The following is a 26,925-nucleotide window of genomic DNA, read 5'->3' on the forward strand; positions in this document are numbered from 1 at the left end:
CAGCCGAGGTCACGGTTAAAGAAGTAAGGGCAAGGGAAAGATGTAATCGGGTTAGCAATAGCAAACCGTAACCGCTTCGTAATTAGCTGACGGGTGAAAACAGCATAAGCTGTACTAGACCTGACACACCCGAACCAAAAGGTAAGGAGGGCGGATCATCAAATGTATTTTGTTGATGATCGATTGGACACAGACCCTCTCGGAGTATTAACGGAACCCGAAACATCGCAAGTCCAACCAGCGAAACACGGTAAGCCCCACTTGGTCTTACGGCGAACAATTGCCTAAGTAGCCCAACCGTAAGGAAGGAAGAATCCCAAAGGGGGTAAAGGAGGATGTGAACAAGCAAATGCATTGTTGTAATGACAGTGATAGGGGTTTTTACCCTATACCGAAAGGTAGCTGACTTCCATCTGGTCTTGAACGGAAATGAATGAATCAAAGAAACCGTAAAGAAACTATGAAAGATAGGGTCAGTTGCAAGACTGAAATCGGAGTAGAATCGCTCGTTTGGGGTGACATCAAATGGAAACCCCACATGAAACGAGTTAAGAATCTGAGAAGAAGGATTTTCCGTGCCACCCAGTCAGGCGAATGGCGTAAAGTCAGGAGTCTAATGAAGCTAATGTTAAGGAGCTTTTCCAATCTACTTGTTGCGATCCGAAGGGTAACACAACTAAATCAGGGAAAGAAAACAGCGGGTGTTGACGGTTTTGTTGCCCTAAAACCAAGCCAAAGAATAGAAATAATTCAAATGGTGAGGGACTTTAAGCCAAAGGATATCCTACCCACCAAACGGGTGTATATCCCCAAAGCAAGCGGCAAGTTAAGACCGCTCGGCATCCCCTCCATAGTGGACCGGGTGAAACAGGCAATAATCCTCAATGCATGGGAACCATACTTTGAAACTTTCTTTGAGGAGCATAGTTATGGCTTCCGACCTGGAAGAAGCACACACGATGCAATAGAACAAGTATTCAACAGAGTTGCTACTGGCAACGGCACATGGATACTTGATGCTGACATACGAGGTGCTTTCGACAACATAAGCCACGATTTCATCACAGAAAGAGTGAAAATGTTACCAGGAAACGAGTACGCCCAAGGGTGGTTAAAGGCAGGATATGTAGAGCAGGAAATCACCAAAGTAACCGATAAGGGAACACCCCAAGGCGGCATAATCTCACCTCTCCTAGCAAACATCGCGCTTGATGGGATAGGTGTATACCTGAAAAACTTAACAATCAGGAAGAAATACCGCAATGGATACAACAGAAGCGGAACACCTTCTTACAGGTACGACGCAATCAGCCCTTTTGGATTCATAAGGTACGCAGACGATTTCCTGATTACCGCCCCTAGCTTTGAAATGATAGAGGCAGTCCTACCTCACATTGAATTACTGCTTCAAATTAGAGGGTTAGAACTTAATCCTGATAAAACAAAGCTCGTCCACATAGACGCTGGCTTTAACTATTTAGGATTCAACGTCAGGCACTATAATGGCACTACCATTATTAAACCTGAAAAAGAAAAAGTTCTTACCAAAATCAGGGAAATCAAAAAATGGTTGAGAAAAAACCAAAATGCATCTCCTGAAGCAGTAATTAACTACCTAAACCCAATTATTAGAGGATTTGCCAACTACTACAGAACGGTCTGCTCCAAAGAAGCTTTATACTACTTTGACAGCGAATTATGGAGAGCCTTGTATAAATGGGGGAAAAGGCGACATCCCAATAAAGGCAAAAAGTGGATTGCCAAGAAATATTTTAATGTTCAAGGTAAAAACGCCCAAGCAAATAAATGGGACTTCATCTCCACAATCAAAAACCGCAAAGGAAAGTCGGAAATTATCACCCTTGTCAAAGCAGGTTCAACACCCATAATCCGCCACATTAAAGTAGCAGGCACTAACTCCCCAGATGACCCCAATCTACGCAAATACTGGACAGATAGAGCCAAGAAAATGGGTAAAACCCGATTCGCAAAAGGAAGTTTGTACCACCTAGTAGCGGAAAAACAAAAGCATACATGCCCAGAATGCGGAGAATCTATACACAACGGGGAACCATTGCATCTACACCACACCATACCAATACGCCTTGGTGGAGAGGATAAGCCAAACAACCTAGTATGGTTACACTCAGCCTGCCATAGGAACACCCATAGCAAGAAGTCAGGAAAGGAAGAACCCTCAGACCACGCACACAACTAGGTGGCTATCGAGGCTTGAGCCGTATGATTGGTAACAGTCAAGTCCGGTTCTTAGGGGAGTGCGGGGTGGCAACACCCCAATCTTACCCGACAACATCTGTGGCGGTTTTAATCGTCACAAATGGTATTTTCTTGGTATCAAACAGGCAAGAACTAACGGTTCTTTGTACAGCAAGCTAAGGAGCCAGCGCCGTGCGGGGGTTCCCCCCGTTGAGGCGACTGGCGTGCAAACAAAAGCTCCTTGTGGGCGTGATACTGTACAGGTCTTAGTGACCCCTCATATCCGCGAAAAAACCCCGCGCTATGGGTTCTCTTAAGCCTTAAGGGCGTAAATCCTTAAGTTTGCCTAAGTTTTGAGTAGCGCGATTAAAACTTCACTTGGAACAATTGAAAAAAACAAGCTTGAACACAACCAAAAGATAGCGATTAAGAGAGCGAGCAACTGCAAGATTTGATGTAAAACTTTGGCACTTACAAACAGAAAAATCATTGCAAGTCCAAGAGAAACTAATGAAGAAATAAGCATAATTGAAGAAAGCATAAAGGATAAATTTTTTTTATCCTTTAAATTGAATACAAGCTGGTCACTGGTCACTGGTCACTGGTCACTGGTCACTGGTCACTGGTCACTTTTCCCTGTAAAGCTTTACGCAACCAAGGAGGAGGATTTCCTTTGAGAGCCTCCACCAACCTATTCAAAATATAAACAATATTTTCTTCATCCGATCGCGGTTTAACTGGCATCATACCGTTTTTGATTAACTTAGCAGCAGCTGTACCACCAATTGAGGCGACATAAACAATGATACAATCAGCTAACACTTCTAGTTTGCGTGCCACTTTATCATCACTTTCACCATCTTTATCTTTTTTCGAGCTACCTTCAGCTTCTTTGGAACCATCTTGACCTTTTTTGCAGTCACTTTTACCATGTTTGCAACCACCTTCACTGGTTTCAGAAACTTTTTCAGCTTTTTTAGATGGCGTTTCAAAGAGAAGCGTTTCGACAAACTTGTATCCAGTTTCTGAGACTTCATAAACATCAACCTCTTGCGCCGAACCAAAATGAGCGTTGACATTAACTCTGTCAGTTGTCATGAAGGCAATCTTCATTTTCTTTTCCTTGATAAGTAATGGTTAGTGGTTAGTGGTTAGTGGCTAGTGGTTAGTGGCAACACAACTTACTATTCACTACTAACTGTTTCCGCCATTATTTACAGTGATATGATATACGCTTGCCACTAAGATAAAAGTGAGCATCTAACATTGCAGTGACCAGTGACCAGTGACCAGTGACCGATGCTTTGGCGCTAGATTTTTACGTTTCATTACACAGATTTATTTTTTCTTCCCCACTCCCTACTCCCTACTCCCCACTCCCCATTGTCTTGTTCAGAGAGAGTACATTTGGCAATAGTTGATTTAACGGATTTTTTTAACTATCTGCAGAGGTAATCTCTAAAATTTTCCGCGTTTGCCCGCAGGACAATCGTATGTATATTTTGTAAGGTTTAACTAAGGAACGGTAATAAGCATATTTTATACCAGATGTTCAATACTGAGCCTGCTATTGTGTTGTATTATTTTCTTTGTATATATGACTTCAGACAATAACAATCTTCAATTTCCCTTGTGGCAGTATCTCAATCAACCCGTGATGAACCCCAAAGTTAAACTGGTGTTAGATCCCCGACGCTTTGTACGTCATTACAGAGTTGAGCTTTTGGAACGGTGTTTCGCTAAAGAATGTGACGCCAAAGGTCCGCAACAGACCTAGATAAGTAGTTATATAAACTGCGTATATGAGAACGGATGAAAATGGGCATTGGTCATGACGGACATGATATTACTTCTGTTTTAAAGGAATCTGAAGGATAAACTCTGTTCCTAAATCGGGTTTTGAAACACAGTAAAGTGAGCCATCATGTTTTTCTGTCACAATTTGGTAACTAATGGACAAGCCCATTCCAGTTCCTTTACCCACAGGCTTTGTTGTGAAAAAAGGATCGAAAATTCGCTGACGAATATTTTCAGTCATGCCCAGTCCATTGTCAGCAATGTGAATAAAAACTTGGTTATGTATTACTTCAGTACGAATGTAAATTTGAGGACTGTTATTTTGTTTTTCGTCTCCTTCAAATGACCAAAAACCAATGGAGAAAGCCTCTTCCAAAGCATCAATGGCATTACTCAAAATATTCATAAATACTTGATTCAACTGTCCGGGGTAGCATTCCACCAATGGTAAGTCGCCATATTCTTTAATAACTTGAATTTGGGGATAAGAACTTTTCCCTTTGAGCTTGTGTTGTAAAATCATTAACGTACTATCAATACCATCATGGATATTAACCTTTTTCATTTCGGATTCATCCATGCGGGAAAATGTGCGAAGAGATGCTACAATTGACTGGATGCGTTCTGTGCCAACGCGCATTGAGGATAGAAGTTTAAGTAAATCTTGTTGTATAAATTCCAGGTCGATCGCTTCTGCTTGTTTCTGAATCTCTAAATGTGGAATTGGGTAATGTTTCTGGTAAAGAGCTAGCAATTCTAGAATTTCGTGGCTGTATTGATTGGCGTGAGAGAGGTTGCCATGAATAAAGTTCACAGGATTATTAATTTCGTGAGCGACTCCAGCTACTAGTTGTCCCAAACTAGACATTTTTTCACTGTGGATCATCTGCATTTGCGTTTGCTGAAGTTCCTGTAAAGTGCGCGTCAATTCTTCGGCTTTCTCCTTAAGTTGTGCTTCGGAACGACGCATGGCTTCTTCTGCATGATAGCGCTCGGTTAAGTCACGGCTTAATCCAAGTACTCCAAACACTTTTCCATCTAAGTCGTATAAAGGATTTTTACGGATATCGAAGATACGTAGCGAACCATCTGCGATTGTCGCAGGATCGAAGGAGTTACATACAGGTTTACCAGCTAACGCCGTGCGATCGTCAGCGCGGAATCCTCGAATGCCTTTTGCTGAATTTCCAAAGACAAGTTCTTCAGAAAAACCTAACTCCAGATCGTCTTTGCCAAGAATCTCTTCCACAGTTTTCCCAATTGCGGCTGCATAACTCCGACTGGCTAGGATGTAACGAAAGTTTGTGTCTTTGGCAAAAATCCAGTCCGGGGTAGAATTCAGCACTGCTTGCAGCAAGCAGGATTGATAGTCAGTTTGTTGTAAAACTTGCTGTAATGCGATTTCGGCTTGCTTGCGTTCGCTAATATCCATGACAGTACCCACAAGTTTGATGACTTGTCCGGATTCATCTGCTTGGGATTCTCCGATGATGTTAAGATAACGCAGGGAACCATCAGGACGGTAAATGCGTAAGTCAAAATTAAAAGTAGTGGGTTGAGCGATCGCTTGTTCTAGTTTTTTTTGCCAAACAAGTAAGTCGTCTGGGTGAATTTGCTGTTTGTGTTCGTGGGGCGGTGGTGCTTCTGGTCTAGGTTCCAAACCAAAAATACGGAAGACTTCTTCTGACCAAATAGTGATTTGGGTGGCAACATCTATTTCCCAATTACCAATGTGAGCAATTCTTTGAGCTTCTTGCAATCGCTGTTGGCTCTGACGCAACGCAATTTCTGTCTCGGTTTCCTGGGTTGTATGCACGAAGTTATTGCTAATATCCATAACCTAGTTATTCCAATTGAATTGCAGTTATAGTCAAGAATGCGGTCTTCATGATGTTTGCCCCCGGCTAAAAATAAGGTTTCCTCCTGACTCACTTTTTAGTATGCCCACCTCAATATATGCAATCTTATTTGAATTCTGAAAATTTTAACGAACCCCACCAAGTCCAGAGGAAAAAGATTCGTCGGCTCAGTATTGGTGCGTTTGTGTGCTAAAACTCCAACAAAAAAAGCGCCTGCAAACGTAGTACAAGCGCTATAAGCGGCACAATGCACTGGGGTTTTGTTAAACGAGCGCCTGCCTGAGTCTAAACTCGCAACTAGATCCCGATAAATTTTGGGTCTAGTTACAGCAAGCATTTTGTTGGCATCAGTAAAGTATTGTTGATTATTGCTCGAGCATTCCGAAACTACTGATGTCACAACGCCCAGAGCTCACAACGTAAACGACGAACATCGGTTTATCTGTTGCTTTAGACAAGGAAACCGTAGCAAAAAGGCGATCGCGATCTGCTTTGGTAGCACTGGCGGGTAGTTGGAGTAAACCATTTACACAGGCACTACCTGAAAACCAAATCGTCACACTATCGGGAACATAGTTTTCCAATCGCCATGTCTTAGCGACTCCAGATAAAAATAAGGATTGTTGTGCTAATGCCGCTTGCTGCAAAGGTATAAAGCAGAGTATTGGTAAAAGAAAACGAGCGATATTTTTCATATATTTTTATCCCAAACAGAAGAGAAACATCTTATTTCACAAAACTTTCTTCAATCCAGAGATGGAGACAAATCATTGATTAAAACTTTTAATACTGATGATTTGTTTATTCTCAATCAGAAAGTAACAATTGAATTATTGGAGCGATCGCTCTGGGTATTGGTGTTGGAGTCGGGCTGGGAGATGGTGTTGGAGTCGGGCTGGGAGATGGTGTTGGTGTTGGTGATGGAGTCGGGCTAGGAGATGGTGTTGCTGAAAGAGAGATGATGGTGGCTCTATTTAAACCCAAACTTGTGTCACAATCAATGCTTTGGCTCCTGTTTTCAATAATGTAGCTATAGGGAATTTGAGGATAAGCAACGATGGGATCAAAAACGCCCGTAGGATAACTAAGGCAAATGTTTAACCTATCTTTTGGTTGATCGAGAACAATCGAATTAATAATCGAACCGCAAGCTGTATTTTTGCTAATTTTAGTTACAACAAAACCATTGGGTACATTTGGAATAGTAGTTGTCCCAAATCCTCCTAAGGGATAAGCAGTGCAGACTTCTATGCCAGGAAGTGGCTGCTTGATTGTAAGTGTGGCATCATCAAGGGAACTGCAAGCAGAGGTAGTGGATTTACTGGTTACAACATAGTTACTAGGTACTAAAGCTCCTTTAGTTCCACCAGTAGGCAATATATAGTAGGAGCATATCTTTAAATCATTCCTGGGTGTGTCAATTACAACTGCATTCTCGCCAGTTGTACCACATGAGGCTGTGGTGTTACCAGTAATGACATAACCATTAGGTAAATTCGGAAGAACTGTACTCCATCCTATCCTGTAAGATTTGCACATTTTCAGACCTGGTTGTGCAGGAGCGATCTGAAGCTGTTGACTGCCATCACAGGATGGCCAATCTGTAGCCGCGATGACTATATAATTATTGGGTATCTGTTGCTGCGAACAAATCGTAAGTGTCTGTGCATTAACTTCCTGCTTGCCTAATAGAATACTGCTAATGAAGAACATGAAATAGACAAGATACCTTGCATTCCCTTTCACTAAAATAGTGTATATGAAATAACGCATATTATATTTCTAAAATGTTGAATTAATTCCTTTGCTTTTCATTTTTGACAACGCTTAATCCGGTAACAAGTATTTTATAGTGCTTTTTACTAAAAAAGTAAATATTATACATAGATATTTTATCTATTTTTAGTTGTAACTTTATAAGCGGGCATCACAGACAAGGGAATGTAACCACCACTGATTAAATAGATGTGCGATCGCTTACTGTGGGCTTGATATCGGAAGTGCGATCGCAAACTCTGCTCCCTGTCCCAAAACAGAATTAACTTCAATCTTTCCTCCATGACGCTCAACGACAAGTAGCTAATTTTTAGTGGTTAGTTTTTAGTCGCTGCTCTCGGTAGAGCCACGAGTTATTCACTAACCATTAACCATGAAAAACTAATAATCAACAACCAATGACCTTCCAAGCTCTAAGCCGCATCTGTCTGTTGTAGCACAAAGTCGAACTCGGCTGTATAGAAAGGTTTGCTTTGATTGTATGCGTTGAGTTTGTCGAGTGTCTCATGTTTTTGCAGCTTAATGATGGCAGATCTGACCGCGAACGTTGTATCTGAATCGAGGTGCGGATCTCCATCAATATGAATTTGTGTAGTCAGGGGTATATAGCCTGCAGCACTCAACTTAAAATGGATATGGGCTGCTCGTTGGGTATGTCGTCCCAAAAGCTGCAGCAGCTCACCGCACGGTCCGCTTGATGGGATAGTGTACCCTATTGGCACAACCGTTTCAAATGCGTAAGAGCCGTCCGAATTGGTTCTGAAACGACCTCGAAAGTTACCCTTTGCCTGGGATGCATCATGAAGGTCATAGAGTCCCTTTGAATTTGACTGCCAGACATCAAGAAGCGCATTGGCAATTGGTTTGTTGTTCAGGTCTAAGACGCGTCCTGATAGGAAGAGCGTATTGCCGTCGCGATCAATTCCGAGGCGATCGCCCATGTTGCGCTCTGGCGCATCCGCTACATAGACAGGACCCTCCAGATTACTTTCAGTAGCTGTGCTACTCTTGTTATGCAATAGAACCACTAGCTCTGAGATTCCCAGCAAGTCGAGCAGCATATGAATTTCCCCATTCGGTATCTCTTTTGTGTAGCGATCTGCCCGAATGAGAAAATCGCGCAAGAGCGATAACTCCTGTTCCGTCAGATTCACCTCCTGCACGAAGGCGTGCAGATGTCGAATAAGGCTGGTATAAATCTCGTAAAGGCGTGCATGAGTCTTGCCTTGATCACCGTGCTCAATCACGGCTTGAGTAATACTTTCGAGAGTAATGTTTCTCATCTTTATCTGCTTTAAGTACTTTAATTTTATCAAACGAAGTTTGAGCTTGTTGCAACACGAATTGTGCCAACTGTTCCATCAACTCAAACTCGGCACAAAGAAGAGCTGCTTCGGCTGCTTCTTCGTGCAGTTTTAATGTCAAGTTATAGTGTGTTTGCCAAGAGTCAGCAGACAACAGAGCGATCCCAACTGTAAAATACTTAAGTGCTGGTTCATAAGCCGCAGCCGCCTTGGCTTTTCGTCCCGCCATTAAATTCAGTTGCGCTAAATTTTATTTAGCGGTGTTGGCTCAAAATAGTGTTCGCGCAATACCCGACGCATTACCTTATTGGAAGCAGTGCGTGGCAAGGTATCAACAATCACAAGGTCGTGAATCTTGAATAGGGGATTGAGACGTTGCTTAATTGCTGCTTGTAAAGATATCATCAGCGCTGCTTTATCTTGTTGAACCTCCGGTGCAACGACCGCATAGATTACTAATCGGCTCGGTCCTCCTTGTGAAGGAGAAACTGCGATCGCAACACTTTCACAAATTTCTGGTTCACCATTCAGAACTTGTTCAATCTCAGCCGAACTAACTTTAATACCGCCCAGGTTCATGGTATCATCTACCCGACCTTGAGCGCTGTAGTAGCCGTTAGGTAACCTTTCTATTTGGTCGCCATGACGGCGTAGAGGAATGGCGGAGGAGAGAACAGGAGTCTTTGCGAAGTAAACTTGGTGATGGTCTTTGTTCAATAACTGAGTAGACAACCCAATTGATGGAGGTACGATAAACGCCTCGCCTTTGTTAGCAGAATTTCCTTCTGTGTCAAGAATAACAAAGTCCAATCCCAAAGCAGGTGTGGTAAAAGTTGAAGGTACACAAGGCTGTACTAAAGTTCCAGTCATATAGCCTCCACCGATTTCTGTACCCCCGCAGTATTCAATAACGGGTTTATATCCAGCCAGGGACATTAAATACAGCATATCTTGAGGCTTAGAACACTCACCTGTCGAACTAAAAGCTTTTATAGCACTCCAGTCCAGCCCTTGCATGCAAGCAGTCGTTTTCCAGTGACTAACAAGACTGGGTACGACACCAAGTAAATTTACTTTAGTGTCTTGTATAAACTGACCATATTCTCGTTCTGTAGGCACTCCATAATAAAGTGCAATAGTCGCTCGATTCATTAAGCAAGCATAAATCAGCCAGGGTCCCATCATCCATCCTAAGTTACTATGCCAAGCGACTAGATCGCCGGGATGAATATCATGATGCAAATGACCATCAACAGCGCATTTAATGGGAGTGGTTTGCGTCCAAGGAATGGCTTTGGGTTCTCCTGTCGTACCGGAGGAAAATAGGATATTGATGGCAGTCGCAGGATGGGCAAGGATAGCATCGAATTGATGGTTGGAACTGAGAAAATCTTCCCAAGTCAAATCGCCAGGACGCAGTTTTAAAGATGCCAACAAGGAAACAGTCTCCCGATCCTCGTTCCCCATTTTAGTTTTTACAACAATTGCTCTCGGTGAATTGGCTGCTATAACTTTCTCATAGAGAGGCAACTGCTTGCCACCACGCAGAATATAGCTTTGGGTAAAGATTGCTTGAGCGTTAGATAGACGCAATCGCATAGCAATTTCTGTAGCCGCAAAACTGTCAGCTATGGAAACTACCACGCAACCAGCTTTAATAATTCCCAAGTAAATTGCCACAGATTCGGCTGTCATGGGCATCACGATGGCAATAGTATCGCCAGCAAGAAAGCCAGCCTCCACCAATCCATTAGCAACTCGGTTAGTTAGAGATTGGAGTTCGCCATAAGTCATGGTAGAAATTGAACTACAATCTGATTGGAACAGAATAGCTGGTGCATTAGCTGGTGCTGAAAAGCAACTTTCAATGATGTTAAATCGAGCACCTACCAGCCATTGCGAAGACTCAACTCCATTGCTCAAATCGATAATATGGCTGTACTTTTCTCGGAAGTGAATACCCAAATGTTGAATCACTATTTCCCAGAACTCAGCCCGATTTTGTGCTGACCAAGCATGAAGTTCTGGATAAGAATCTAGCCCCAGGGATTTCATTAAAGCAGCGATATTCGTTTCTTGAATTTGCTCTTTGGAAGGAAACCAAGCAGGCGGTAGTCCTTGACTGCTATCCCAATCGGAGAAGGTGGTTTTGTAGAAGAGTTCATGTAATGCAAAGGGATGACTGGGAGTGAGAATGTATTGCACTAAGTGCTGCCAGCAATCAGCAGGTTGTAATGAAGCAAGCCACTGATTGACCTGCGGCAGAATTGCGATCGCAGTCTTTGCTTCGACACCACAAGCGATAATTTGTTCTAGTGACAATTGCGTCCTCATCCCCCTTGTCCTCCTTATCTCCCTCATCCCTCCATTCCAAGACGATCTGCCTCCAACCCATCCCAAAAAACGGCAATGGCATCAAGAATTTCTCGTCCTCCCTGGATGAACTCGGCTTGGTCAAAGTCAGCTTGAAAATAAACCGCTTCAAGCTCCTCCAGAGTGTGTCCGGCGTGTTGCATCTCGACACGATTGTGCCAACTGAAGAATGCTAAACGCAAGTTCGGGTATCGTGCTTGCTTAATGCGCGTGAGTCCTTCCTCCAATTCCTGCCAGAAGCCTGCTGCTGCCCAGTTTTCCACTGCAAAGCTAGCACCCTCAGCTATATATGGGTCATCACTTCCATAAAGACGTTGCAGTTCATTGCAGAAGTGCAAGGTGGTAGAACTTCCGTGCTTGCGTTTGCCAATGTCTTTGTAGTGTAACCCCAAACCCTCAGCTAAATTGACCAGCCATTCAAAATGTGCGGCGCGGAAACGACAAATGCCACCGTCCACTGTACCCTCGGTACTGACTAATTCAGGATCACCTTCTCGATCCTTGTCCTCTTCAGTCTGACCCATGTTATTGCCAATTGATTGCTCTAGCTTGCGATAAATGACGCCTAGTTCGTTCAGCAATATCTCGCGACTCTTTCGCGACTGCTCAAGGGTGGGCGAGTTAATGGCTTTTAACAGTGCTGCTATGAGGAATTGATTGGAGAACACCGAAAATTGCTGAATAAAGTAACGCAATTCTTTCTCTGTGGCTGTACCGTTAGAAAACCAACGAGTATAGGTGTTGTTGGTGATAATGCGGTGTTGTAACAATTCTTGATTGATTTTGGTGAGGAAATCTTGGAAATTGTCTACTTGTTTTTGAGTTAATTCGCCTTGATGCGATCGCTTTTCGATGCGAGCGGAGATGGTTAAAGAAGTTGGGGTATTCACGTGAATAAAAGTCATAATATTTACACAACAAAATATCAAGCAATCCAACTATAGGCGTAGTCTTTGTCCTCCAATGCCAGGGCTTGTTTTGTCAGCTGCAACGGACGAAAGGTATCAATCATCACAGCTAGTTCATTAGTTCGCTCTTTCCCAATCGAACCCTCGTACATTCCTGGATGAGGACCGTGAGGAATACCACTAGGATGAATGGTAATTGATGATCGCTCTATCCCCTTACGAGACATAAAGTTCCCGGATACATAGTAAATCACTTCATCCGAATCAACATTGGAATGGTTATAAGGAGCCGGAATTGCTAGAGGGTGATAATCAAAAAGGCGTGGCACAAAGGAACAGATAACAAAGCCAGGAGCCTCAAAGGTTTGATGTACTGGAGGGGGCAGGTGAATTCTGCCCGTGATGGGTTCAAAGTCCTCAATATTAAATGCGAAAGGATAGAGATGCCCATCCCATCCCACAACATCTATAGGATGATGGTGATAGAGATAGCTAATAATTCTATCTCTGGTTTTGACCCGCACCTCAAATTCCCCTACTTCGTCATGGGTTACCAAATCCTCTGGCGGACGAATGTCGCGTTCATTATAGGGAGAGTGTTCGAGAAATTGTCCGTACCGATTGACATATCTTGCTGGTGGCTCTATGTGTCCGCTTGCTTCAATGACAAGCATTCGCTGCTCTACACCTGCATCCGGTATAAGACGCCACAGCACTCCCGCCGGAATGACTAAATAATCTCCTACTTGATAGTGTAGAATACCATACTGGCTTTCTAATACACCACTGCCATCATGGATGAAGATCGCTTCATCACCGTGAGCACATCGATACCAGTACAACATTGGCAATCTGGGTCGAGCAATTGAAATGCAAACATCTGCATTTGCCATCAACGGGACACGTGCCTCCACAGCATCTGCCCCCGATTCTACGGTTGCTGTGCGTAGATGGCGGTGACACAAGGGACTAGATTCTTCATAGGACACATTTACCGTCCTCTCTAACAAAATTTTCTGTATTTCTGTAGGTGGACGTAAATGGTAAAGCAAGGACTGAACACCTGAAAAACCTCGCATCCCGATCAATTCTTCATGGTATAAAGAACCATCAGGTTGACGAAATTGAATGTGTCGCTTGTGGGGAATTTTTCCTAATTTATAGTAGAAAGTCATAGGCTCATCTCCTCTATCCCCCGTATCTGGTGCATCATAAATTACCCCGCAGCGCTTGTTCGCGTTCTATCGCCTCAAACAGGGCTTTGAAGTTACCTTCACCAAAACCTTGCGCTCCATGACGCTGAATCACTTCAAAGAAAAGTGTTGGTCGGTCTTGCACGGGCTGGGTGAAAATTTGGAGTAAATACCCATCTTCATCCCTATCTACTAAGATGCCCAAATCTGCTAGTTGCTCGATAGGCTCATCAATCTCACCCACTCGCTCTTTCAAGTTTTCGTAATAGGTTCTCGGTACGTCTAGAAACTCCAACCCCGCCTTTTTTAATTGGGTGACTGTTTCGATAATGTTATTCGTCGCGCAGGCAATGTGTTGTACTCCTGGTCCCTTATTATATTCCAGGTACTCTTCAATCTGAGATTTGCGTTTTCCTTTGGCTGGTTCGTTAATTGGTAATTTAATCTTGCCCGTGCCGTTCTGCATCACTTTAGACATTAAGGCTGAGTACTCTGTGGAAATTGCCTCATCGTCAAAATGCACTAGCAGGTTAAAACCCATTGTATCAATGAAAAACTGTACCCATTTGTTCATTGCACCTAATTCGACGTTTCCTACGATGTGATCGATATTGCATAAGCCTACAGAGTTAGTACTGTTAATGGGGTATCGAGGTGCAAAGCCAGGAGCAAAGACTCCAGAGTAATCGCTCCTCTCTACAAACTTAATCAAGACATCGCCGTAGGCATGGATAGCCGCATAACGCAACACACCGTATCCATCTTCTTCCTCAGTTGGTGCGATCGCTCCTACAGCACCCCGTTTGGTTGTTTCTTTGTAAGCGTTTGTAGCATCTGGCACTTCAAAAGCGACGATTGCAACTCCATCACCATGCTTAAGCACGCTTTGAGAGATGGGATGGTTGGCAACGAGTGCTGCGCTTAAAACAAAGCGGGTTTCTCCTTGCTGCATGAAATAGGATGTTACTTCACGGCTGCCAGTTTCTAAACCCCGATAAGCCGTATTGGTAAACCCAAAAAACTTGGAATAGAACAGTGCTGCTTGCCTTGCATTTCCAACATAAAACTCAAGGTGGTCAAAGCACTTAATAGGACAAAAGTCAATCATCTGAATTCCTCCCAGTTCAGAGGAAATACTGGAAATAAATTTTTCACAAGTATTATATTTACTATATGAGGTGGGATAAGTAATTTTGAATATAAGTAATGCCACTCTAGGAATCAGAGCCAAGCACTATTTTTTTCAAACAATCTGCTTTTAGCGACGATTGTCACTAAGTAACCTCTAATTCGATTATAAAATTAAGTTTTTCTTTTGCCAGGGTATGGTTTGTTAACTTATGTGCTTACAGCAATTTTCAGATTAATAGACCACATGGAGTGGGGTGGGCGTCCTCGCCTGCCCTCTCCAGAATGTACGGGCGGGGACGCCCGTACCACAAGAGCATAGTGTGGTTCTAGACCTTGAAAACGGGTGCAATATTAATGTAGTCTGTGTATTTCATTGAGAATTGACGCGTTATAACAATGCGGCTTTCCTCCGTGATCTGAAAGTACGCGGTTTCCACACTCCCAGAGGTTTTTAGATGAGCCGTCCCATTGACACCACCCATGACCCGAACTTACGTAGTTGGGTAGAATCTGCCAATCGCAAGGACACTGATTTTCCAATTCAGAACTTACCTTTTGGTGTATTTCAACTTTTAAATAGCGGTGAACCCTCACACATCGGTGTTGCTATTGGCGACCAAATTCTAGATGTGTCCCTGTGCTTGGAGACAGGGCTTTTGCAAGAACTTCCTGAACATCTACAAGCCGCTTGTGGGGAATCTAACTTAAATCGACTCATGGCTATGGGGGGTGGGGCTTCATTAATGTTACGCCGTCACCTGAGCCAATTACTGCAATGGAACGATCGCTCGCCTACAGCACAACAAATGCTCGTTCCCATGTCTAATGCTAAACTTTTACTACCAGCTAATATTAGCGATTATACTGATTTTTATGCTTCGATTTTTCACGCGACTAACGTGGGCAAGTTGTTTCGTCCCGACAATCCCCTCTTACCTAACTACAAATATATCCCCATTGCTTATCACGGACGAGCTTCCTCAATTCTACCTAGTGGGACTGCTATTGTGCGCCCCAAGGGTCAGAGAAAAAGTCTTGAAGCACTAACCCCTAGTTTGGAACCAACTCAGATGCTGGATTACGAACTCGAAGTTGGTTTCTTTGTGGGTGTTGGCAATGAGTTAGGAGAACCTATCTCCATAGATACCGCCGAAGACCATATCTTCGGGCTGTGTTTGGTCAATGATTGGTCAGCAAGGGATATTCAAGCTTGGGAATATCAGCCCCTTGGTCCTTTCTTAGCTAAAAGCTTTGCGACTATTATATCACCTTGGGTGGTGACTCTGGAAGCACTAGCACCTTTCCGAACTCAAGCTTTTAAGCGCGATCCGGGCGATCCGTTGCCACTACCTTATTTGTCTTTCCCAGTAAATACTGAAATGGGGGGTATTGATATTAAAGTAGAAGTGTTACTGCGATCGGTTCAAATGCAGGAGGCGGGGATGGAACCATTCTGCTTAAGCCGTGGCTCTTTTAAAGAGATGTACTGGACAATAGCACAAATGCTAACTCATCACACGAGTAATGGTTGTAACCTCCGTCCTGGCGATTTGTTAGCTAGTGGAACAGTTTCAGGTGCTGCAAGTGGTTCACAAGGATGCCTGTTAGAGATCACTCAGCGTGGAGTCAATCCAATTGAATTGCCTACGGGTGAGATGCGCTCTTTTTTGTTAGATGGTGATGAAGTTACCCTGCGCGGGTACTGTGAGAAACAAGGTTTTACCAGGATAGGTTTTGGAGAGTGTCGAAGTGCGATTTTACCTGCTAGTGGTCTGTCACACCAACTTTAAGGCGGAGCCAGATCCCCGACTTCTTGAAGAAGTCGGGGATCTGAACTTCGGCTTTCTCAATCCAAAATCCAAAATCCAAAATCCAAAATCCAAAATTCCCCTTGTGGGTACTCTAAACGCCAAAAAAGAGAGATAATCTAAGTCTATCATTTAGTTGCCATTAGTCATGGCTCACGGCTTTTCAGATAAAGACCTGCGAGGTTGTTCCTTTCGAGATTCTGACCTTACGGGAGCTAACTTTTTTCGATCGGATATTCGCGGTGCAGATTTTACCAATGCTACCCTTACGGGGGCTAATTTCTGTCAGGCAACAGCTGGTTTACAGCCGCGTCAGGCAATGCGTTTGGTATTTATAGCAGTCGTCCTATCGGCACTCTTGGGATTGACGGCTATATTTGCTATTGTTTTTTTTGGCTGTGTAATTTTTCCTTTGACGGTAACCCCAAGAAAAATCTTGTCAGCAACACTCGTTTCCGAATTGTTTGCTGTCTATATACTTTTCAATATTCCTCATAATTTACGGAGGGCTTTAGGAACGATCGCAGCGACTGGAGTTATATTTGGGGTAATATTTGGGGTGACGACAGGCAACTTTGTTGGGGTTAGTGCTGGAATAGTTACAGCAGGTATAGCTGTAGGATTGTGTACAACTGCGATCGCCGTCTCCGTTATAGCTGTGGCAATTTCTGATATGATATACGGAGTTATGGCTGTATGTGTGAGTGCATCTGCAACTATAGTGAGTGCCATCCTAGGTTCTGCACTTGGAGTTACACTTGGTATCGCAGTTGTTAGATTTATTCGTCACGATCCCATCTTGCCCCTTCCTAAAGCTGAAGCTTTATCTGGAACTCTCATGGCAACTGCTTTTGGAATTGCTTGTGGTGCTCTGATAGTTAGATATATTGTACGGCAAATTTTGGCAGAGGATAAAACATTTGGGTGGATGCGGAAGATTGCGATCGCGATTCTAGCTAGATTGGGAACTAGTTTTAAGGGGGCTGACTTAACTCATGCTGATTTTGCCCATGCTATCCTCAAAAATACGGATTTTACAAATGCTAAACTGACTCGCACTCACTTTTATTTAGCGCAACACCTTGAGACGGCTAAAGTTGATCGTACAATTTTGTCCGAGCCACAAGTGAGAAATGTAATTGTTACAAAAAGGGTTACCAAAGATTCTTTTGCGGGTTGTAACCTCAAAGGTGCTAACCTTTTGGGTGCAGATCTCCGCAATGCTGATTTTACAGAAGCAGATATCAGTGAAGCAACATTTGAATATGCGGACTTGGAAGGAGCAAACCTGACGAAAGCGAGAGCAATACAAGCGGATTTTCGACAAGCAAAGCTCACAGGAGCGTGTTTGGAAGCGTGGAAAATAGATAGGACGACTCAACTGAAAGAGGTAATTTGTGATTATGTTTATCTCGCTCAGAAGCAGCTAAAACGCTATCCTATCTATAGAAAATTTGTACCAGGAGAATTGAATCTTTGGGCAAAGCAGAAGGTAGATGAAGGAAAGTTAAGTTAGTCATTGAAGGAATTACGCAGCAGTTCCATAAAATTTACATTTATTAATAATTCGCCAATGACAAATTCGTCTATTTTTTCTTCGTCGAACTAGGTTGAACGCTGGGTGTAGGTTGTTTGTTGCTATTGTCTGGGGCTTGTTTCCACTCTGAAAGGTCTCGCTTGACAGCATTTTCAAAATCTGTAGAGACTAACAACACATTGATATTTCCTTTTGGTTGAGCGGAAGGATTTACTTGAGCGTAGAGAAAACGGCGATTAAAATCAGTTTGTCCCAAAATTAACTGATGGTTTTGTTGATTTTTCAGTTTGATATCAATAGTTGCTTGTGGTTGAGCTAAGCCAAATTCTGAAAGTTGATTGGTTGAAATAGAGATAGTGCGATCGCTCTTTCCTTCTACTAACAAATTCATCAAATAACCGACAATTGGGTCACTTGCTGGAACAACAGAGGGAGATTTCATCAACCACTTAGTACCTTCAGACTTACCACTACGTTCTAAATTGATAGTTTGATTTTGAGTCTGAATTGTTAAAGACTGCACCTCATCTTCTTTAAAAGAGAAAATTGGCTGCTTGTTTTCCTTGACTTCCTCTCGTTGAAATGAGCCTCTAATTTCATAGAAATAAACAAAACCTCCTAAACCTAATGCTATCAGTAGCAAAATTAAAGTCGTTCGCTGTAGTTTCATAAATTGGTTGGTAGTTAGTGGTTAGTAGTTATACAAAATTTTGATTTATAATGTCCCCTGATAATTGAGTCCGCGTAGGCGGACTTCGTTTGTATAGGCGTGATTTCTAATCGCCACGGATAAAAGGGGGCTATAACAACGAATTTAGTATTAGTAATTAATAGTTAAACATACTATGTACAGAGCGCAATGCCTTGCGCCCCTACTAACCACTAACTAAAAATTATCTTCTTATCCACCAAAGAAGACCTGCAGCTAATAACCCTATAAGCGGTAAAACAAACAGAGACGATATCTCTAAAAGATTGGCTTGGGCTGTTGTTAGGTTAATGCGACGGTTTCTGACTTCTTTAGGGCTAATTGAAAGAGGTTGTCTATCTTGTTGACTGAGCCATGTGACTGAATTCAAAAAGACATCTTTATTCAGCTGCTGTTCAAACAAGTTATTAACAATAAAACCTGAATTTCCGATCGCGACCATTCGTGATTCAGTAGCAGAGGAGGGGACAGGGGGGCTAGCTTTGGCTTGAGTTGTTGGTGATGCGGTGGCTGTAGGTGTGGGGCTAGCCTGAGTTGCTGGGGTTGGGGATGCATTAGGCGTGGGTTTTGCGCTGGGAGTGGGGCTAGCTTTGGCTTGAGTTGTTGGTGAAGGACTGGGTTTAGAAGTGGGTTTGGTGGTAGTCGCAGGGCTAGCTTGAGTTGCTGGGGTTGGGGATGTTGTGGGTTTAGGGATGGGGTTGGGTTGGATTGGAGGTGTAGCTGTCAGTTTCCTCCTTAATGCAACACCTAATGTCAAAGGTCCTTTGCGATCGCTTTCAGGATTAAACTTCAAATCCTCACTTTCTAAATCACTTTCTGCCCAACTATCGGGGTATGGCTTAGTCAGTAAAAGTGGAGTGACTTCTACACCCGCAACTGGTGTTGTATCAATTGGTCGTGCTAGCGGATAAAAAGAAATGCCGTTACCAAAATCTTTAGTGATGGGGTGTTTTCCGTATTCTCTCACCAAAGGTGCCGCAGGCCCAAGCCCTACACTTCCAGAAACATCCACAGCCAAACGATTATCTAACCTGATACCCCATTCAGCAAATAAACTGTTGAGTTTTGGGTCGATACTGGGGTCAATCATTAACAGTAAATTGCCACCTCGATTGAGGAATTGCCGCAAAGCGTTGACTTCGCTTTCAAACAGTGCTCGTTTCGGACCTGCTATAACAATAACAGTGGCATCCTGAGGAACGCTCTTATTTTCAGCAAGATTGAGTGGTAATGTGGTGTAAGTTTTGTCACTTAATGCTTTGATGGCTTGAGATATTCCTTCTTCACCGCCTGAAAATTGGTGTTCGCCGTGACCTTGAAGGAAGTAAACTTTAGCCGAACTCAGGTTAGTTACTTGTTGCAAGCTATTTGTCAGCTTTATTTCGGATAAAGGTTCTTGCTGACTGACTACCTGTACTAACTGTTTTTTATCTTCAGATTCCAAGTAAACTTCTCCATCTTCTTTAACGCCAAACTTGCGTGTCAATCCCGGTCTGCCACGTGGATCGACGTACTCAAATTTAAATTTTGGGCTTTGTCGTCGGTAATCTTCTAGCAAGTCCCGATCTAGAGGATTTTGATTGACATCAAACACCCATACCTTTACAGGAGTTTCTAAGGAACGAACCAATTCCCGTGACTGGGGAGAAAGGGTAAACAATTTGGTTTCTGTCAAGTCAGTTCGCCAGTTGTAGCGAGTTCCTAAAAAGTTAACTAACCCCAGAATTGCCAACACTGCCAAAGTGGCAAACAGGGCATTAGTACTAGCTTGAGTGGAACGTTTGCCCCACCAATTATTTTGTTGGTTTTGCCATATCAGCCACAATCCAATGACAACAGTACCTGCAATTATCAGTACTAATGGTATTAATCCCCAATTTTCTGATACCAACCCAGCAGTCACACCCGCCGCTATCAGAAACAGACCAACCCAAACTAAATATTTCCAAATTTTCTTTTTAGCAATCGTCTTCATTTTCATGTCATTTATCAAATCGCTTCTCGAAAATTCGTAATTAATAATTACGAATTTTCGGTCACTGGTCACTGGTCACTGGTCACTGTAATTGACTGTGCTGTGAGAAAGACTCCTAGAATAATGTAACTGGAGAATAAAAGCAAGCTGCTGGTATCAAAAATACCTTGTACCAGTGTATTGTAATGTTTCAGCAATGATAGATGCCCTATTGCTTCTCCTAAAGAACCACCAATGTTTTTGGCGATTAAATCTAGGAATAATAGTAATAAAATTAACGCGAATGTGAGGACTGCAGATAAAATTGTGCTGTCTGTTAGGGAGGAAATAAACATTCCCAAGGATAAGATGGCTGCTGCTAGTAAGATGAGCGCTAAATGACCGAGCAGGGGAATTGTTGACGGTATTGGCGGATTGGATGCACTTAACGCGATCGCTTCCAAGACTAGCATGGGCATGACCATAGTTGTAAAAAATGTTAGCACCCCTAGTAGTTTTCCAACAGCAACTGCCCAGTTTGTAATGGGTGATGTGGATAAAAGTTCCAACGTGCCGCGCTTGCGTTCTTCAGCATAGAGACCCATAGAAAGAATGGGCAGCACAAATAACAACAGCCATCCCATTCTGTCCAAAAAAGCACGTACAAATTCATAAGGAACATCTATTGGCGGAACTGGTACTCCTATTTGTTGCCCTCGTAGATCGTAGGCAGCCACTGTTGACAAAATACCCTCCGGTCCCATCAAAATGAGCACAAAGAACAATCCAGATAAAAACCAAAATACGCCTGCAACAGCATAGGCTAAAGGCGATACAAAATAGCTCTGCAGCTCTCGGCGATAAATGGCAATAATATTACTCAGTACTATACCCATCTAAGCGGCTTCTCCTTCCTTGGCTTCTGCTGTTTCTGTCTCTATCTCCAAAACCTTTTCTGCTGTTGTCAGTTGTAAAAAGGCATCTTCCAGAGTAGGGCTAACACGTCGCATTTCGTGTAAACTAAATCCCGCACGCACTAACGCGGCTGCAATCTCCTCGCCCGGTTCAGTTCCGGGTTGTGATAGCACTCGCAGGTGAGTTCGTTGATCTTTTAAATCATGATGACCTTGCATCGCCACTGTGGGAACTGATTCTACCAAACCCACGCCCGGTATGTTTTGTAACATTTGTTTGGCGAGGCTGGCTTCTCCTTTAATTTCCATTTCATAGCCTGAGCCTCTCGTCAACTGTGACATTAGGTTTTCTATAGTATTAGTTGCTACAATCTTACCTCGATTGATAATTGCTACGCGGCTACAGGTCATATTCACTTCAGGCAAAATGTGGGTCGAAAGAATAATTGTATGACTACCTGCCAAACTCTTAATTAAATTTCGGACTTCAATAATTTGCCTGGGGTCGAGTCCAACGGTGGGTTCGTCCAAAATAATGGCTGGTGGATCGTGGACAATGGCTTGGGCTATACCGACTCTTTGACGGTATCCTTTAGAAAGTTTGCGAATGATGGTGTGACGCTTATCTTCTAAGTTACACTTTTCTAACGCCGCTTTGACTTTTGCTGTGCGATCGCCAGCAGGAATTCCTTTAATTCTTGACACAAAATACAAAAATCCCTCAACCGTCATTTCAGGGTACAACGGGGGTGTCTCAGGTAGATAACCAATGCGTTGGCGCACAGCTAGGGAGTTATCGTGGACATCAAAGCCAGCAATCCGGGCAGTTCCACTTGTTGCTGGTAAATAACCAGCTAAAATTCTCATGGTTGTTGTTTTTCCAGCACCATTTGGTCCGAGAAAGCCCAAAATCTCTCCTTGTTCCACATTAAACGTGACATCAGCGATGGCTGGGGTAGAACCGTATCTTTTACTTAACTTTTCAACTTCGATCATTCCTGGTGCCGAGTACGAGTGATAGAGTTTCCAACCATAATAAATCACTTAATTAACAAACTATATGCTCATGGGCGGCGAAGAGTCAGTTCACTCATTTGAGAGGGGGTTTTGGATGTAAATCAGTCTCCAATCTATTAGTAAGAGAAATGAGTTTGTCATTACGCTCCCAATCAAAGTTTATTGTTGAGAAGCCCGTACAGTCATAGGTGGGTAGGAATTATGATAAATAAATTACGAATTATGAATTAAGAATTCTTTTTTTCAAACTGGGTACTCTAAGAAAAAGATTTTTTGCAAATTGTGTTCTTTGAGGATTGGGAATGAAAAATGTCAACATTGATTTGCTCGGTTATCAGAGCACAAATCAGTTATACGCAGGGTCGCGTACTGTAGTGTATCAAGCCATTCGAGAAGCAGATCGATCCCCAGTCGTCATTAAGCTGATGCGAGAGGAATATCCTACTTTTGGAGAATTAGTTAGGTTTCGCAATCAGTACGTAATTGCTCAAAATCTGGATTTTGGTGGTATTGTCAAACCATTGGCTCTGTTACGGTATGGTCAAGGTTATGCCCTTGTTATGGAAGATGTGGGGGGCGTTTCCTTGGCAAATTATCTCAAAGAACAAGCGATCGCTCTCACTCACCGATGACGTAGTAGAATTCATGGCGTCGCAGTTGCAGAAGTTGCCACCAGCAACCCAGAACGTTCTCAAATTAGCCGCTTGTATTGGCAATCAGTTTGATTTAGCAACACTGGCAATTGTTTCCGAACAAACTGAACTAGAAATTGCAACAATCTTATGGAAAGCACTACAGGAAGGCTTAGTGATTCCTTTAAATCAAGTGTATAAATTTTATCAAGATTCATCATTGGTCATTGGTCATTTATCATTAGAAAATAGCGAACAAAAAACAATTTATAAATTTTTGCACGATCGCGTCCAACAAGCAGCGTATTCCCTAATTCCCAAAGATGAGAAACAACCCGTTCACTTGAAGATTGGACGGTTGCTTCTGAACAAGACGCCCGAAGCCAAGCGGGAAGAACGGATTTTTGAAATAGTGGGTCAACTCAACATGGCAATTGAGTTAATGACCCAATTAACAGAACGTCAAGCCCTAGCCCAGTTCAATTGGATAGCCAGCTGTAAGGCAAAAGCAGCCACCGCCTACGCCGTCGCCCTTGAGTATGCTAATGTAGGCATTCGTTTACTGAATGAAGCCCTTTGGCAAAATCAATATAAGTTAACCCTAGCACTCCATCAAGTTGCCACAGAAGTTGCCTATCTGAGCGGCGATTTAGAGCAGATGGAAACCTTTGCTAATAAAGTTTTAAGCTACGCGAAAACTCCCTTAGATCGAGTTAGCGTGTATGAGGTCAAGATTGAAGCATTTACTGCTCAGGGGCAGTTGGCGGACGCCATCGCTGCAGCACTGACCATTTTACAGCAATTGGGTGTGGAACTGCCAGCAGATCCCAAGCAGGAGGACGTTGCAGCTGCTTTTCAATCCGTCTCGGATGCCATTGGAGATCGCTTACCTGCTGAGTTACTCGACCTCCCAGAAACTACGGATGAGAACGTTTTAGCAGTGGCACGAATTCTAACGTCAGCAGCACCTAGTGCTTATCTGTTTGAACCACTGTTATATATACTTGTAGTCTTAAGAAAAGTTTATCTTTCTGTTGTATATGGCAATGGACCAACCTCAACTTTTGGTTATGTCAGCTATGGGATATTGATGTGTGGTGCCATCAAAAATTTGGAATTGGGTTATGAATTTGGTCAGTTAGCCCTCGATCTGTTATCACATATACAAAATTCAGAACTTACGGCAAAAATATTCTGCCTAGTCTATTCATTCATAAGACATTGGAAAATGCATTTGCGTGAGACATTACACCCCTTACAGAACGCTTATGCTAGTGGGTTAGATGTGGGCGATTTGGCTTTCGCAGGCTACTCTACTCACGTCTACGGATTTTACTCTTATTACGCAGGGCAAAACTTAACGCAACTGGAGTTGGAAATTGCCGAATACTGTGAAGCTCTCAAGCACCTAAAGCAAACTGTAGCTTTAGCCTATTGCCAGTTGCTTCGACAAGTCTTACTCAATCTGATGGGACATGGAGATGACGTTGTGACCTTGAGTGGTGTTGCTTACAACGAACAGCACCAGGTGATATTTTATGAAGCAACGGGCGATCGCAATGGATTAGCTTTTCTATGGATTAACAAACTGGTCTTGTCTTATCTGTTTTCAAGGTTTGCACTAGCTGCAGACTCGGCAGAACAAGCAAGACAGCATTTGGATACCGTCTCTGCTTATATACACGTACCCATCTTTCATTTCTATGAATCTTTAACCTACTTAGCATTATTACCGCAATGCTCAGCCACAGAACAGCAGCAAATGGGGGAACGCATCGCTGCTAACCAAGCGAAACTCAAGGACTGGGCAATTCATGCACCGATGAATTTCCAGCATAAATACGATCTAGTGGAAGCAGAGCGGTATCGAGTTTTAGGTCAGCGAGGGGAAGCAATTGAATACTACGATCGCGCCATCGCTGGAGCCAAAGAACACGGTTACATCCAGGAAGAAGCCCTTGCCAACGAACTAGCAGCAAAGTTCTACTTGGAGTGGGGCAAAGCGAGAATCGCTCAAGACTATATGATTGAAGCTTACTATGGCTATGCCCGTTGGGGCAGCCCAGCCAAAATTGCCGATCTCGAACAACGCTATCCCAAACTGCTGACCTCCATCCTCCAGCAAGAGCGTTCTGCCCTGTGGCTCAAAGAAACCGTCTTTGCTGGGAGTATAGTGACTTCCACTAGTTCCAGTAGCAGTGTCTCGAATTACCTCGATCTATCTGCCATTCTCAAAGCCTCCCAAACCCTTTCTGGTGAAATCGAATTAGATAAACTTCTTTCTACTTTGCTGCACACCGTCATCCAAACAGCAGGAGCAGATAAGTGCGTGTTAATGGTGTTAGAAGAAGATTGTCTCATGGTGCAGGCATCGGCAAAGCTAGTGTCTTTGCAAGAAAAAAGAGTCTTCCAGATTGATTCTCATGTGCAACAAACTCCACAGCCTCTCCAAGAGAGTTGCGAAGTCCCAATCAGTCCGATCAACACGGTCAAACGCAGCTTACAATCCTTGGTCATTACCAACGCCACAGAGCATCCTCAGTTTGCTATTGACCCTTATATTGAAAGGCAACAGCCCAAGAGCATTTTGTGTAGCCCGATTTTACATCAAGGCAAGTTACTTGGCATATTGTACCTGGAAAATAATTTGGCAACTGGAGCTTTTACTCGCGATCGCGTCGAACTACTCAATCTGCTTTGCGCTCAAGCCGCCATTTCTTTAGAAAATGCTCGACTGTATCAACAAGCGCAACAAGCATTGGTTGACTTACAACACGCCCAACTTCAGATTGTCCAAAGTGAAAAGATGTCTGCACTGGGCAATTTGGTAGCAGGAGTCGCTCATGAAATTAACAACCCGGTTGGTTTTATTGCTGGCAATTTGCAACCGGCTTTGGATTATATCAAAGATACCTTTGGCTTGATTGATTTGTATCAGCAGGAATATCCCAATCCCAGCAAGGAAATTCAAGATGAGATGGAAGCCATTGACTGGGAGTATATCCGCGAAGATTTGCCCAAATTAGTTGACTCCATGAAACTGGGCGTGCAACGTATTCGTGATATCAGTACCAGTTTGCGAACTTTCTCCAGAACGGATAAAGATTACAAGGTTCCGTTCAATCTTCATGAAGGGATTGATAGTACCATCTTGATTCTCAAACATCGCCTCAAAGCTTCAGAATCCCGTCCCGCCATTGAGGTGGTGAAAAACTATGACCATCTCCCACCAATTGAATGTTTTCCCGGACAACTCAATCAGGTGTTTATGAATATTTTAGCAAATGCCATTGATTCACTGGAAGAGTCATTTGTCAAGTATAAAGTGTCATCGGCAAACAAGAAAATTCCAACAATTACAATTCGCACCTACTTAACAAGCAGTTGTAGTGCTCAACAGATGACTCATCCCAGGGATAACAGCGTTGTCATTCAGATTCAGGATAATGGTATTGGTATGACCGATGAGGTAAAACAGAAGATTTTCGAGCATCTGTTTACCACCAAAGCCGTTGGTAAAGGTACGGGATTGGGACTGGCGATCGCTCGTCAAATTGTAGTAGAAAAGCACAATGGCAAATTGAGTGTGAACTCAGTTCTGGGTCAGGGAACGGAATTTTGTATTGAACTTCCAGCGTAAATTTCAGTTCTTGTTAGCAAACAACTACAGTTTCTTACCCGCATTTGGGAAAACTAAATCTGGCAATCTCAAAAATTCAGCAGTATGGTTACTCCCCAAATCAGCATTCCCGGTTATCAAGTGAAGAATTTAAGTAAGCTTATGGGAAAAAAATAC

General features: G+C 43.1%; 22 protein-coding genes. 6 read left to right on the top strand and 16 right to left on the bottom strand.

Translation table 11 applies throughout. The annotated features are described in order from the left end of the window. The first annotated feature begins 460 nt into the window (after positions 1–460). Positions 461–2,218 carry a group II intron reverse transcriptase/maturase gene (gene ltrA, locus WA1_RS09805; protein WP_026134697.1) on the top strand — a complete coding sequence of 586 codons (1,758 nt, stop codon included), beginning with the start codon at positions 461–463 and terminating at the stop codon, positions 2,216–2,218. Positions 2,219–2,563: 345 nt separating this feature from the next. On the opposite strand, the gene WA1_RS09810 is transcribed toward ltrA, so the two are convergent. After that, positions 2,564–2,812 carry a hypothetical protein gene (locus WA1_RS09810; protein WP_017743823.1) on the bottom strand — a complete coding sequence of 83 codons (249 nt, stop codon included), beginning with the start codon at positions 2,810–2,812 and terminating at the stop codon, positions 2,564–2,566. Positions 2,813–2,829: 17 nt separating this feature from the next. Then, positions 2,830–3,330, bottom strand: coding sequence for a NifB/NifX family molybdenum-iron cluster-binding protein (locus tag WA1_RS09815; RefSeq protein WP_017743824.1), 501 nt, complete (start codon positions 3,328–3,330; stop codon positions 2,830–2,832). Between the two features lie 484 nt (positions 3,331–3,814). Between WA1_RS09815 and WA1_RS09820 the strand changes: the two genes are divergently transcribed. After that, the gene (locus tag WA1_RS09820) at positions 3,815–3,994 is read left to right on the top strand and encodes a hypothetical protein (RefSeq protein WP_017743825.1); all 180 of its coding nucleotides are present in this window, start codon (positions 3,815–3,817) and stop codon (positions 3,992–3,994) included. Between the two features lie 69 nt (positions 3,995–4,063). Here WA1_RS09820 and WA1_RS09825 read toward each other — a convergent pair whose 3' ends face one another. From WA1_RS09825 to hppD, 10 genes are all read right to left on the bottom strand, one after another. After that, entirely contained in the window at positions 4,064–5,851 is a 1,788-nt protein-coding gene (locus tag WA1_RS09825) for a PAS domain-containing sensor histidine kinase (RefSeq protein WP_017743826.1), read from the bottom strand. A 387-nt stretch (positions 5,852–6,238) separates the two neighbouring features. Continuing rightward, positions 6,239–6,568, bottom strand: coding sequence for a hypothetical protein (locus WA1_RS09830; protein WP_017743827.1), 330 nt, complete (start codon positions 6,566–6,568; stop codon positions 6,239–6,241). A 112-nt stretch (positions 6,569–6,680) separates the two neighbouring features. After that, positions 6,681–7,646 (bottom strand): hypothetical protein, encoded by a 966-nt coding sequence (locus WA1_RS58600; protein WP_201789081.1) that lies wholly within the window; start codon positions 7,644–7,646, stop codon positions 6,681–6,683. Positions 7,647–7,765: 119 nt separating this feature from the next. Then, positions 7,766–7,933 carry a hypothetical protein gene (locus WA1_RS56810; RefSeq protein WP_272819110.1) on the bottom strand — a complete coding sequence of 56 codons (168 nt, stop codon included), beginning with the start codon at positions 7,931–7,933 and terminating at the stop codon, positions 7,766–7,768. A gap of 129 nt (positions 7,934–8,062) precedes the next feature. Continuing rightward, positions 8,063–8,932, bottom strand: a complete 870-nt coding sequence (locus WA1_RS09840) for a dioxygenase family protein (RefSeq protein ID WP_017743829.1) — start codon at positions 8,930–8,932, stop codon at positions 8,063–8,065. Then, positions 8,889–9,182, bottom strand: a complete 294-nt coding sequence (locus tag WA1_RS09845; RefSeq protein ID WP_017743830.1) for a hypothetical protein — start codon at positions 9,180–9,182, stop codon at positions 8,889–8,891. The genes WA1_RS09840 and WA1_RS09845 overlap by 44 nt, the downstream gene beginning before the upstream one ends. Before the next feature lie 14 nt (positions 9,183–9,196). Continuing rightward, complete coding sequence (locus WA1_RS09850) at positions 9,197–11,287, bottom strand: AMP-binding protein (RefSeq protein WP_017743831.1); 2,091 nt, start codon at positions 11,285–11,287, stop codon at positions 9,197–9,199. A gap of 23 nt (positions 11,288–11,310) precedes the next feature. Continuing rightward, positions 11,311–12,231, bottom strand: a complete 921-nt coding sequence (locus WA1_RS09855) for a hypothetical protein (RefSeq protein WP_017743832.1) — start codon at positions 12,229–12,231, stop codon at positions 11,311–11,313. 20 nt (positions 12,232–12,251) lie between these two features. Then, on the bottom strand, positions 12,252–13,409 hold the full coding sequence (locus WA1_RS09860; protein ID WP_017743833.1) for a homogentisate 1,2-dioxygenase: 1,158 nt from the start codon (positions 13,407–13,409) through the stop codon (positions 12,252–12,254). Positions 13,410–13,443: 34 nt separating this feature from the next. Further along, positions 13,444–14,535: a 4-hydroxyphenylpyruvate dioxygenase gene (gene hppD, locus WA1_RS09865; RefSeq protein WP_026134698.1), complete on the bottom strand. Its 1,092-nt coding sequence runs from the start codon at positions 14,533–14,535 to the stop codon at positions 13,444–13,446. A 478-nt stretch (positions 14,536–15,013) separates the two neighbouring features. On the opposite strand from hppD, the gene fahA reads away from it, so the two are divergent. Both fahA and WA1_RS09875 read left to right on the top strand, forming a co-directional pair. Continuing rightward, a complete protein-coding gene (gene fahA, locus WA1_RS09870) occupies positions 15,014–16,348 on the top strand; it encodes a fumarylacetoacetase (RefSeq protein WP_017743835.1) in 1,335 nt (444 codons plus the stop codon). Positions 16,349–16,514: 166 nt separating this feature from the next. Beyond that, positions 16,515–17,882 (top strand): pentapeptide repeat-containing protein, encoded by a 1,368-nt coding sequence (locus tag WA1_RS09875; protein ID WP_017743836.1) that lies wholly within the window; start codon positions 16,515–16,517, stop codon positions 17,880–17,882. Between the two features lie 70 nt (positions 17,883–17,952). Here the strand turns inward: WA1_RS09875 and WA1_RS09880 are convergent, their stop codons facing one another. The 4 genes from WA1_RS09880 to WA1_RS09895 form a co-directional block, all read right to left on the bottom strand. After that, entirely contained in the window at positions 17,953–18,573 is a 621-nt protein-coding gene (locus tag WA1_RS09880; protein ID WP_017743837.1) for a DUF4340 domain-containing protein, read from the bottom strand. Positions 18,574–18,796: 223 nt separating this feature from the next. Then, positions 18,797–20,587, bottom strand: a complete 1,791-nt coding sequence (locus tag WA1_RS09885; RefSeq protein WP_026134699.1) for a Gldg family protein — start codon at positions 20,585–20,587, stop codon at positions 18,797–18,799. A gap of 68 nt (positions 20,588–20,655) precedes the next feature. After that, positions 20,656–21,462, bottom strand: a complete 807-nt coding sequence (locus tag WA1_RS09890; protein WP_017743839.1) for an ABC transporter permease — start codon at positions 21,460–21,462, stop codon at positions 20,656–20,658. After that, positions 21,463–22,476: an ABC transporter ATP-binding protein gene (locus tag WA1_RS09895; protein ID WP_017743840.1), complete on the bottom strand. Its 1,014-nt coding sequence runs from the start codon at positions 22,474–22,476 to the stop codon at positions 21,463–21,465. Between the two features lie 323 nt (positions 22,477–22,799). Here WA1_RS09895 and WA1_RS09900 point away from each other — a divergent pair, with 323 nt between their 5' ends. After that, entirely contained in the window at positions 22,800–23,129 is a 330-nt protein-coding gene (locus tag WA1_RS09900) for a hypothetical protein (RefSeq protein ID WP_017743841.1), read from the top strand. Beyond that, positions 23,065–26,769, top strand: coding sequence for a trifunctional serine/threonine-protein kinase/ATP-binding protein/sensor histidine kinase (locus WA1_RS09905; RefSeq protein WP_272819111.1), 3,705 nt, complete (start codon positions 23,065–23,067; stop codon positions 26,767–26,769). The genes WA1_RS09900 and WA1_RS09905 overlap by 65 nt, the downstream gene beginning before the upstream one ends. Positions 26,770–26,925: the final 156 nt, after the last annotated feature.

Origin of the sequence: Scytonema hofmannii PCC 7110 (assembly GCF_000346485.2) — a bacterium.
GTDB lineage: Bacteria > Cyanobacteriota > Cyanobacteriia > Cyanobacteriales > Nostocaceae > Scytonema > Scytonema hofmannii.

What these genes read in the sequence shown, in the direction of transcription:
- ltrA (WP_026134697.1), top strand. Translation starts at nt 461, where the DNA reads ATGAAAGATAGGGTCAGTTGCAAGACTGAAATCGGAGTAGAATCGCTC.
- WA1_RS09815 (WP_017743824.1), bottom strand. Translation starts at nt 3,330, where the DNA reads ATGAAGATTGCCTTCATGACAACTGACAGAGTTAATGTCAACGCTCAT.
- WA1_RS09820 (WP_017743825.1), top strand. Translation starts at nt 3,815, where the DNA reads ATGACTTCAGACAATAACAATCTTCAATTTCCCTTGTGGCAGTATCTC.
- WA1_RS09825 (WP_017743826.1), bottom strand. Translation starts at nt 5,851, where the DNA reads ATGGATATTAGCAATAACTTCGTGCATACAACCCAGGAAACCGAGACA.
- WA1_RS09830 (WP_017743827.1), bottom strand. Translation starts at nt 6,568, where the DNA reads ATGAAAAATATCGCTCGTTTTCTTTTACCAATACTCTGCTTTATACCT.
- WA1_RS58600 (WP_201789081.1), bottom strand. Translation starts at nt 7,646, where the DNA reads ATGCGTTATTTCATATACACTATTTTAGTGAAAGGGAATGCAAGGTAT.
- WA1_RS56810 (WP_272819110.1), bottom strand. Translation starts at nt 7,933, where the DNA reads ATGGAGGAAAGATTGAAGTTAATTCTGTTTTGGGACAGGGAGCAGAGT.
- WA1_RS09840 (WP_017743829.1), bottom strand. Translation starts at nt 8,932, where the DNA reads ATGAGAAACATTACTCTCGAAAGTATTACTCAAGCCGTGATTGAGCAC.
- WA1_RS09845 (WP_017743830.1), bottom strand. Translation starts at nt 9,182, where the DNA reads ATGGCGGGACGAAAAGCCAAGGCGGCTGCGGCTTATGAACCAGCACTT.
- WA1_RS09850 (WP_017743831.1), bottom strand. Translation starts at nt 11,287, where the DNA reads ATGAGGACGCAATTGTCACTAGAACAAATTATCGCTTGTGGTGTCGAA.
- WA1_RS09855 (WP_017743832.1), bottom strand. Translation starts at nt 12,231, where the DNA reads ATGACTTTTATTCACGTGAATACCCCAACTTCTTTAACCATCTCCGCT.
- WA1_RS09860 (WP_017743833.1), bottom strand. Translation starts at nt 13,409, where the DNA reads ATGACTTTCTACTATAAATTAGGAAAAATTCCCCACAAGCGACACATT.
- hppD (WP_026134698.1), bottom strand. Translation starts at nt 14,535, where the DNA reads ATGATTGACTTTTGTCCTATTAAGTGCTTTGACCACCTTGAGTTTTAT.
- fahA (WP_017743835.1), top strand. Translation starts at nt 15,014, where the DNA reads ATGAGCCGTCCCATTGACACCACCCATGACCCGAACTTACGTAGTTGG.
- WA1_RS09875 (WP_017743836.1), top strand. Translation starts at nt 16,515, where the DNA reads ATGGCTCACGGCTTTTCAGATAAAGACCTGCGAGGTTGTTCCTTTCGA.
- WA1_RS09880 (WP_017743837.1), bottom strand. Translation starts at nt 18,573, where the DNA reads ATGAAACTACAGCGAACGACTTTAATTTTGCTACTGATAGCATTAGGT.
- WA1_RS09885 (WP_026134699.1), bottom strand. Translation starts at nt 20,587, where the DNA reads ATGAAGACGATTGCTAAAAAGAAAATTTGGAAATATTTAGTTTGGGTT.
- WA1_RS09890 (WP_017743839.1), bottom strand. Translation starts at nt 21,462, where the DNA reads ATGGGTATAGTACTGAGTAATATTATTGCCATTTATCGCCGAGAGCTG.
- WA1_RS09895 (WP_017743840.1), bottom strand. Translation starts at nt 22,476, where the DNA reads ATGATCGAAGTTGAAAAGTTAAGTAAAAGATACGGTTCTACCCCAGCC.
- WA1_RS09900 (WP_017743841.1), top strand. Translation starts at nt 22,800, where the DNA reads ATGAAAAATGTCAACATTGATTTGCTCGGTTATCAGAGCACAAATCAG.
- WA1_RS09905 (WP_272819111.1), top strand. Translation starts at nt 23,065, where the DNA reads ATGTGGGGGGCGTTTCCTTGGCAAATTATCTCAAAGAACAAGCGATCG.